The organism is Serratia sp. T13T92, assembly GCF_047530105.1.
GTDB lineage: Bacteria > Pseudomonadota > Gammaproteobacteria > Enterobacterales > Enterobacteriaceae > Chania > Chania fonticola.
Window position 1 is genome coordinate 1 of sequence record NZ_JBLJAK010000083.1, and the last position, 7,866, is coordinate 7,866.

Genomic DNA, 7,866 nt, shown 5'->3' on the forward strand with positions numbered 1-7,866 from the left:
GAGCCCCATAGAGGCCCTCAGAAAAAGCAAAAAGCAGTGTGGTGGGAAAATATCGCGATCGCGACCTACGGTCGCTAAAAACAACGAACCCCATCAAAATAATGGGGTTCGTCATCAGTCTGAAGGGTTCGGCATAGCCGAACCCTTTTTGCTATTTAAGACGGATTGACCGGCACCACGTTTTCGCTTGGATAACAGCCCAGCACTTTCAGCGAGCGAGTGATCGGTGTCAGCCCCTTCAACGCCTTCTCCATCGCCACAGAACGCAGGTTAGCCTGCACATCAATGTAGAACATCTCTTCCCACGGGTTACCGTTGATCGGGCGTGATTCCAGCTTGGTCATGATGATGCCATTATCACGTAGCACCAACAGGGCTTCCACCAGAGCACCGGATTGTTGACCGGTGGCCATGATCAGCGTGGTTTTGGCCGGAACCTGCTCAGAAACCTCAATCGCCTTACGCGCCAGAATAATGAAGCGAGTGATGTTCTGCTGCTGATTTGCCAGGTTATGTTCCAGCACCTGCAGGTTGTACAGTGCTCCACCGGCCTCGCTGCCCAACGCCGCAGCTTTTGGCGAGTTCAGCTTGGCGACCTTCTCCATCGCGGCGGCGGTGCTTTCGCAATACTCAATCTTCCAGTGGGGATAGCGGTTCAAATACTGGCTGCACTGCTGGAAAGGCTGCGGGTGACTATAAACGGTTTCGATCTGCTGCAGATCGGTGTCGCTGGCTACCAGCACGCAGTGATCGATCGGCAAGGTTAACTCACCCACGATCGACAGGCTGGTATGTTGCAGCAGGTCGTACACATCGTTGATAGAGCCGGAGCTGGTGTTCTCGATCGGTAAAATGGCGTAATCCGCCTGGCCGGTTTCCACCTGGGTAAAGATGTCCTGGAATTTCTGACAGCCGCATTCGATGAGCTGATCGAAATGGCGGGCGGCGTACTGGCGGGCGGCCAGATGTGAGTAAGAGCCTTTTGGCCCCAGGAAGGCAATACGCGCGGAATGCTGGCTGGTCTGGTTAAGTTGGTGCTGCAACAGGGCCTGCTGAGTCAGCACGGAGTCTTCGATAATCAGCTGGAACAGGCGGGTGACGTAGAAACCATCGAGGTCATAAGGTTTGGCCGCGCTGATCAAGGCGTCCAACAGGTCGCGCTCACGCTCTTTATCGCGGATCGGGCGGTGCGAATGGAGTTTGGTTTTGCCCACCTCCACCGCCAGTTCACGACGCTCTGCCAGCAGGGCCAGCAATTTCATATCCAGTGCGCTGATGCGTTCGCGCAGCACGAGTAACGGGTTATCAGTCATAATCAGCTTTGCCTTGTATTCTTCTAATCCCGTCGTCTTGCAAGCCGCAGCTTGAAGCCCAGCGGGGCGGGTTGTCAAATAGCCATAAAAAAAGCCCCCTGCTTGAGGAGGCTTGGTTGTTCGTCTTCGCATTCTTTCTCACACGACGAAACGCCTCCCAATCAGGGGAAGGTAAAAAAGAATGCGAAGAAAAACGGTTTACGGCTCATGGCGTTCCAAAATGTGTGTAAATCAGGGTTTAAAGTAACCGCTGGCTTTTCATTGTGTCAATAGAAACCGGCAGACAAAAAACGCGCCCTCGGGCGCGTTTGATGTGAAACAATCACTTGCAGGGTTATTCCTCTTCTTCCTGCGTGATTACCGGAGCCAGGTCTTTCACGCTGGCATAAGCGCGGCGTGCCTCGCTTTTGTGTTGTACCTTGTTCAACTGACGCTCAAGTTTGGCAATCAGGTCATTAACGGCGGTATACATGTCTTCATGTTTGGCGCTGGCAACCAGCGGACCGTTAGGCGTGGTAATGGTAGCGTCGACGGCAAACCCTTTAGGTTCTTTAGATAAGACGATGTGTGGGTTGATCAGCTGCGCCTGCCACTTTTCCAGTTTACTGAGACGGTCTTCGACATGATTACGGATTGCGGGGGTGATATCCATTTGTTTGCTGGTAATGTTGAGTGTCATATAACTTACCTCTCTGTCTTTCCGTCTTGGATAGATTCAGCATACCGCTCTTTTTGCCGAAATGCGTGATGGAAAACACAAATTTTTGTCACTTTTTGCAAAGTTAGTTCAATCTGTGATTTAGCGTCTGAAACTGCCATCTAACGCTTGAGTCTTGGCAGCAGAACGCGCATTATCGATAGGTTAACCGGTGGTGCAGCCTTGCTAACACCGTGTTTTTGCTTGTGTATTTATCCTGAAAATGGCTGAATTTACAGCAAATGAAAACGGCAGCCGAAGCTGCCGTTTTGTTTTTGTGCCTATCTCAAAGACTCAAGACGCGTTCGCGGCGATGATTTTCGCTACCTTGTCGGCCTGAGCATTCAATTGCAACTGGCGATAGGCGTTTTCCATCAGCGGCAGCGCATCGCGCGTCGCTTTGGTATCCGGGAATTCACGCATCATCTGCTCAACGCGATTAACTACCGCGACGTAAGCGCCACGTTTAGTGTAGTATTCCGCCACTGAGAGCTCGTACTTGGATAGACGGTCCTTCAGGAATACCAGACGCTTGTAGGCATCGGTCGCGTATTGGCTGTTCGGATACTGCTGGATCAGCTGGCTGAAGTCGCGGAATGCGGCGCGGGCATGCTGTGGATCGCGGTCAGAACGGTCAACCCCGAAGAAGCCTTGCAGTGCACTGTCATCCAACGCCATATCTGTCAGACCGCGCATGTACATGACGTAGTCGATGTTCGGATGCGTTGGGTTTAGACGCATAAAGCGATCGATAGAGGCCTGTGCCAAAGGTAAATCGGCAGATTTATAGTAGGCATAAATCAGATCCAATTGGACCTGCTGAGAGTACGGCCCGAATGGATAGCGGTTATCTAACGCTTCGAGTTGCGTAATCGCGCCCTTAAAGTTACCGTCCTGCAGTTTTTGCTGGGCAGTAGCATAGATTTCCGAAGGCGGGCTGTCGGGAACCGTATCCTTGGATGTGGAGCAACCTGCCAGCGCCAGGCTCAACGTGGCTGCCGCCACCAGATATTTCATACGCGTCATGACGTTTAGATTATCCTCAGGGTGTTATTTTGGGAGACTGTCCGTTAAGCTCCCGACAAAAGACCAGTTACAATAGCACATTATATTAAACGGCATCGCCGTGAAAACCCAACGTTAACGAAGAAGCTGCATATGGCACAACAAGTACAACTCACCGCAACGGTGGCCGAAACTCAACTCGGACAACGTTTAGATCAGGCTTTGGCCGAATTGTTCCCTGATTATTCAAGATCTCGCATAAAAGAATGGATCCTGGAAGACAGGGTACAGGTCAATGGCAAAACGATAAACAAGCCGAAAGAGAAGGTACTGGGGGGAGAGACGGTCGCCATTGATGCACAGATTGAAGAAGATGCCCGTTGGGAACCGCAAGACATCCCGCTGGATATCGTCTATGAAGACGCCGATATTCTGGTGATCAACAAGCCTCGCGGCCTGGTGGTGCACCCAGGTGCGGGTAATCCTGATGGGACGGTGCTTAATGCATTGTTACATTATTTCCCGGAGATTGCCGACGTACCGCGTGCCGGTATCGTTCACCGTTTGGACAAAGATACCACCGGCCTGATGGTGGTTGCCAAAACCGTTCCGGCGCAAACCCGCCTGGTTGAGGCATTGCAGGAGCGTGAGATCACCCGTGAGTACGAAGCGGTAGCGATCGGCACCATGACTGCGGGTGGCACGGTGGAGCAACCTATTGCTCGCCACTCCACCAAACGTACTCACATGGCCGTGCATCCAATGGGCAAACCTGCGGTGACTCATTACCGCATTATGGAACATTTCCGCGCCCATACCCGTTTGCGCTTGCGCCTGGAAACCGGCCGTACGCACCAGATCCGTGTGCATATGGCGTATATCGACCATCCGCTAGTGGGTGATCAACTCTACGGTGGCCGTCCACGTCCGCCAAAAGGGGCGTCAGAGGCCTTTATCAACACGTTGCGCGGCTTTGACCGTCAGGCACTGCACGCAACCATGTTGCGCCTGTATCATCCGATCAGCGGTATCCAGATGGAGTGGCATGCGCCAATCCCACAGGATATGGTAGATCTGATCAACGCGCTGAAGCTCGATACCGAAGAATTCAAAGATCAGATGGATTGGTAATGAGTTCGCTGATTTTACCCGATTGGCCGCTGCCTGCAGGGGTAACAGCCTGCAGCTCCACTCGTCATGGTGGTGTCAGCCTTCCTCCCTACGACTCGCTGAACCTCGGTGAGCATGTTGGTGATGATGCACAGGCCGTGGCGCGTAACCGCCAATGTCTGGTAACGGCGGCTGGCTTGCCGCAGATGCCTTTGTGGCTGGAACAGGTACATGGCACTCGTGTGCTGACGCTGGATGGCCAAACGCCTGAAGATTTGCGCGCCGATGCGGTTTACAGCAATGTGGCCGGGTTGGTCTGCGCGGTGATGACGGCGGATTGCCTGCCGGTGCTGTTTGCTTCACATGCGGGTGATGAAGTTGCTGCCGCGCATGCCGGTTGGCGTGGCTTATGTCATGGCGTGCTGGAAAATACCGTGGCGCGCTTTGCTGCGGCACCAGAAAACATCACTGCCTGGCTAGGCCCGGCGATCGGCCCAAGCCGGTTCGAAGTTGGGGCTGAAGTGCGTGCGGCATTTATGGATATTGATAGCGCCGCCGCTGCCGCTTTTACTCCCCACGGTGAAAAATTCCTCGCAGACCTCTATCTTTTGGCTCGCCAGCGCTTGCAATGTGCTGGTATTTTCGCCATTTATGGCGGTAATCGTTGCACAATGAACGAAATGAGTCATTTTTTCTCCTATCGGCGCGACGGAACAACCGGACGTATGGCAAGTTTGATCTGGGTGAGATAACCTACTGCCCTAGGACGATCCACTGATGCATGACGTTGTACTCATAATATAGTGTCGAGATAACCTTGAAAATTTGAGGGATGACCTCATTTAATCTCCAGTAGCAATTTTGACCTACATTGGAGGTGTTATGCGTCTGGATCGTCTTACTAACAAATTCCAGCTTGCCCTCGCCGATGCCCAGTCTTTGGCCCTTGGGCGCGACAATCAATTTATTGAACCGTTACATCTGATGAGCGCCCTGCTCAATCAGGATGGGGGCACGGTTCGCCCATTACTGACTTCTGCCGGGATTGATGCTGCGCGAGTGCGTACCGACATCGATCAGGCATTATCTCGTCTGCCGCAGGTTGAAGGTACCGGTGGGGATGTTCAACCCTCACACGAACTGGTACGCGTCCTCAACCTGTGCGACAAGCTGGCGCAAAAGCGGGCAGACAAGTTTATTTCATCCGAGCTGTTTGTGCTGGCGGTGCTTGAAGATCGCGGTAACTTGACCGATCTGCTGAAAGCTGCCGGTGCCACAGCGGACAAAATAGCCAAAGCCATTGAACAAATGCGAGGGGGAGACAGCGTGGATGACCAAGGTGCTGAAGATCAGCGTCAGGCTCTGAAAAAATACACTATCGATCTCACTGAGCGTGCGGAACAGGGCAAACTTGACCCGGTGATTGGCCGTGATGAAGAGATCCGCCGCACCATTCAGGTGCTGCAACGCCGTACCAAAAACAACCCGGTACTGATTGGTGAGCCTGGTGTCGGTAAAACCGCCATCGTTGAAGGCTTGGCTCAGCGCATTATCAACGGCGAAGTTCCCGAAGGGCTGAAGCATAAACGCGTGCTTTCCCTGGATATGGGCGCGTTGATTGCCGGGGCGAAATACCGGGGCGAATTTGAAGAACGCCTGAAGGCGGTGCTGAGCGATCTTTCCAAACAGGAAGGCAGCGTCATCCTGTTCATCGATGAGCTGCATACCATGGTGGGTGCCGGTAAAGCCGATGGCGCGATGGATGCTGGCAACATGCTCAAACCCGCGCTTGCCCGTGGGGAACTGCACTGCGTAGGGGCGACCACGCTAAACGAGTATCGCCAATATATAGAGAAGGATGCTGCGCTGGAGCGCCGCTTCCAGAAAGTCTATGTCGCGGAACCGAGCGTGGAAGACACCATCGCCATCCTGCGTGGCCTGAAAGAACGCTATGAGCTGCATCACCACGTGCAGATAACGGACCCGGCGATCGTAGCTGCGGCAACGCTGTCGCACCGCTATGTTTCCGACCGTCAGTTGCCGGATAAGGCCATCGACCTGATCGATGAGGCCGCCTCCAGCATTCGTATGCAGATGGACTCTAAGCCGGAATCGCTCGATCGCCTGGAGCGCCGCATCATCCAGTTAAAACTGGAAGAGCAGGCACTGAACAAGGAATCGGATGACGCCAGCAAGAAACGCCTGGAAATGCTGAGTAGCGAGCTGGAGCAGAAAGAGCGCGAATACTCAGAACTGGAAGAAGAGTGGAAAGCGGAAAAGGCTTCGCTGTCTGGTACCCAGAATATCAAGGCGGAACTGGAGCAGGCCAAGATCACGCTGGAGCAGGCGCGCCGCGTAGGTGACCTTGGGCGCATGTCAGAACTGCAGTATGGCAAAATCCCTGAGCTGGAAAAACAGCTTGAGGCGGCCACACAGGCAGAAGGCAAGACCATGAAGCTGTTGCGTAACCGCGTTACCGATGCCGAAATCGCTGAAGTCTTGGCGAAAGCGACCGGTATCCCGGTGGCCAGAATGCTGGAAGGTGAGCGTGACAAACTGCTGCGTCTTGAGCAGGAACTGCACTCACGGGTGATTGGCCAGGATGAAGCGGTGAACGCGGTGTCCAATGCTATTCGCCGTAGCCGTGCTGGTCTTTCCGATCCTAACCGGCCGATTGGTTCATTCCTGTTCCTGGGTCCTACCGGGGTGGGTAAAACCGAACTGTGTAAGGCGTTGGCTGGGTTCCTGTTCGACAGTGATGACGCGATGGTGCGTATCGACATGTCCGAGTTTATGGAGAAACACTCCGTATCGCGGCTGGTGGGTGCACCTCCGGGTTATGTCGGTTATGAAGAGGGCGGTTATCTGACAGAAGCGGTGCGCCGTCGTCCGTATTCAGTGATCCTGCTGGATGAAGTGGAAAAAGCGCACCCAGACGTGTTCAACATCCTGCTGCAGGTGTTGGATGACGGACGTCTGACAGACGGACAAGGTCGTACCGTTGATTTCCGTAATACCGTGGTGATCATGACCTCTAACCTGGGTTCCGATCTGATCCAGGAGCATTTCGGTCAGATGAGCTATCCACAGATGAAGGAATCGATCATGGAGATGGTGAGCCAACATTTCCGTCCGGAATTCATCAACCGTATCGACGAAGTGGTGGTGTTCCATCCGCTCGGCCAGAAACATATCGCACAGATTGCCAAGATCCAGTTGGCGCGTCTGTACCAGCGTCTGGAAGAGCGTGGCTACGAAGTCAGTATTACGGAGCCAGCCTTGGAGCTGTTGGGCAAAACCGGTTACGACCCTGTGTATGGTGCGCGGCCGTTGAAACGCGCTATCCAGCAGGAAATCGAAAACCCGCTGGCACAGCAAATCTTGTCTGGCAAGTTGATCCCAGGCAAACCGGTGACGCTGGACGTAGAAAACGACCATATCGTTGCCAAGCAATAAAAGTAGTTGTTGGTAGCTATATAGAAGGGGGCGGTTTTTACCGCCCCCTTTTCTTTGGCTTTAGCCTGGTTGACGGGTTTTCTTCGAGCAAAACGCTTAAAACCTTCCTTTTTTGCTCAATAAATACCCATAAATGACGTTTTGGCTGGTTTTTTGAACGCTTGAAAAGTTTTTTGAATTTAGGGGTTGCGCCCTTCTGAGAACTCCCTATAATGCGCCTCCACTGACCGGGAACAACGACTCCTCTAACGAGAACAAGTCGCCCAGCCAGGAAGAAGCAACCCG

General features: G+C 53.4%; 8 protein-coding genes and 1 other annotated feature. Of the genes, 3 read left to right on the plus strand and 5 right to left on the minus strand.

Going from position 1 to position 7,866, the window contains the following annotated elements; genetic code table 11:
• Positions 1 to 155: 155 nt before the first annotated feature.
• The 4 genes from pheA to bamD all read right to left on the minus strand — a co-directional run bounded on the left by pheA (position 156) and on the right by bamD (position 3,036).
• Complete coding sequence (gene pheA / locus ACMV5I_RS28800; RefSeq protein ID WP_021182196.1) at positions 156 to 1,313, minus strand: bifunctional chorismate mutase/prephenate dehydratase; 1,158 nt, start codon at positions 1,311 to 1,313, stop codon at positions 156 to 158.
• Positions 1,314 to 1,397: 84 nt separating this feature from the next.
• Positions 1,398 to 1,523, minus strand: a sequence feature (Phe leader region).
• Positions 1,475 to 1,522 carry a pheA operon leader peptide PheL gene (gene pheL / locus ACMV5I_RS28805; protein WP_192958309.1) on the minus strand — a complete coding sequence of 16 codons (48 nt, stop codon included), beginning with the start codon at positions 1,520 to 1,522 and terminating at the stop codon, positions 1,475 to 1,477. (Overlaps the previous feature by 48 nt.)
• A 124-nt stretch (positions 1,524 to 1,647) precedes the next feature.
• Entirely contained in the window at positions 1,648 to 1,992 is a 345-nt protein-coding gene (gene raiA, locus ACMV5I_RS28810; RefSeq protein WP_021182197.1) for a ribosome-associated translation inhibitor RaiA, read from the minus strand.
• Between the two features lie 312 nt (positions 1,993 to 2,304).
• Positions 2,305 to 3,036: an outer membrane protein assembly factor BamD gene (gene bamD, locus ACMV5I_RS28815; RefSeq protein ID WP_021808131.1), complete on the minus strand. Its 732-nt coding sequence runs from the start codon at positions 3,034 to 3,036 to the stop codon at positions 2,305 to 2,307.
• Between the two features lie 132 nt (positions 3,037 to 3,168).
• Here bamD and rluD point away from each other — a divergent pair, with 132 nt between their 5' ends.
• The 3 genes from rluD to clpB all read left to right on the plus strand — a co-directional run bounded on the left by rluD (position 3,169) and on the right by clpB (position 7,581).
• A complete protein-coding gene (rluD, locus tag ACMV5I_RS28820; RefSeq protein WP_024485187.1) occupies positions 3,169 to 4,146 on the plus strand; it encodes a 23S rRNA pseudouridine(1911/1915/1917) synthase RluD in 978 nt (325 codons plus the stop codon).
• Positions 4,146 to 4,877 carry a purine nucleoside phosphorylase YfiH gene (gene yfiH / locus ACMV5I_RS28825; protein ID WP_121608808.1) on the plus strand — a complete coding sequence of 244 codons (732 nt, stop codon included), beginning with the start codon at positions 4,146 to 4,148 and terminating at the stop codon, positions 4,875 to 4,877. The genes rluD and yfiH overlap by 1 nt, the downstream gene beginning before the upstream one ends.
• A 130-nt stretch (positions 4,878 to 5,007) precedes the next feature.
• Complete coding sequence (gene clpB / locus ACMV5I_RS28830) at positions 5,008 to 7,581, plus strand: ATP-dependent chaperone ClpB (RefSeq protein ID WP_202671595.1); 2,574 nt, start codon at positions 5,008 to 5,010, stop codon at positions 7,579 to 7,581.
• 37 nt (positions 7,582 to 7,618) lie between these two features.
• Here clpB and ACMV5I_RS28835 read toward each other — a convergent pair.
• On the minus strand, positions 7,619 to 7,866 hold a 248-nt coding region (locus tag ACMV5I_RS28835), incomplete at its 5' end, for a hypothetical protein (protein ID WP_237735655.1).

Excerpts from the sequence above, each read along its gene's own strand:
- pheA (WP_021182196.1), bottom strand. The coding sequence starts at position 1,313 with ATGACTGATAACCCGTTACTCGTGCTGCGCGAACGCATCAGCGCACTG.
- raiA (WP_021182197.1), bottom strand. The coding sequence starts at position 1,992 with ATGACACTCAACATTACCAGCAAACAAATGGATATCACCCCCGCAATC.
- bamD (WP_021808131.1), bottom strand. The coding sequence starts at position 3,036 with ATGACGCGTATGAAATATCTGGTGGCGGCAGCCACGTTGAGCCTGGCG.
- rluD (WP_024485187.1), top strand. The coding sequence starts at position 3,169 with ATGGCACAACAAGTACAACTCACCGCAACGGTGGCCGAAACTCAACTC.
- yfiH (WP_121608808.1), top strand. The coding sequence starts at position 4,146 with ATGAGTTCGCTGATTTTACCCGATTGGCCGCTGCCTGCAGGGGTAACA.
- clpB (WP_202671595.1), top strand. The coding sequence starts at position 5,008 with ATGCGTCTGGATCGTCTTACTAACAAATTCCAGCTTGCCCTCGCCGAT.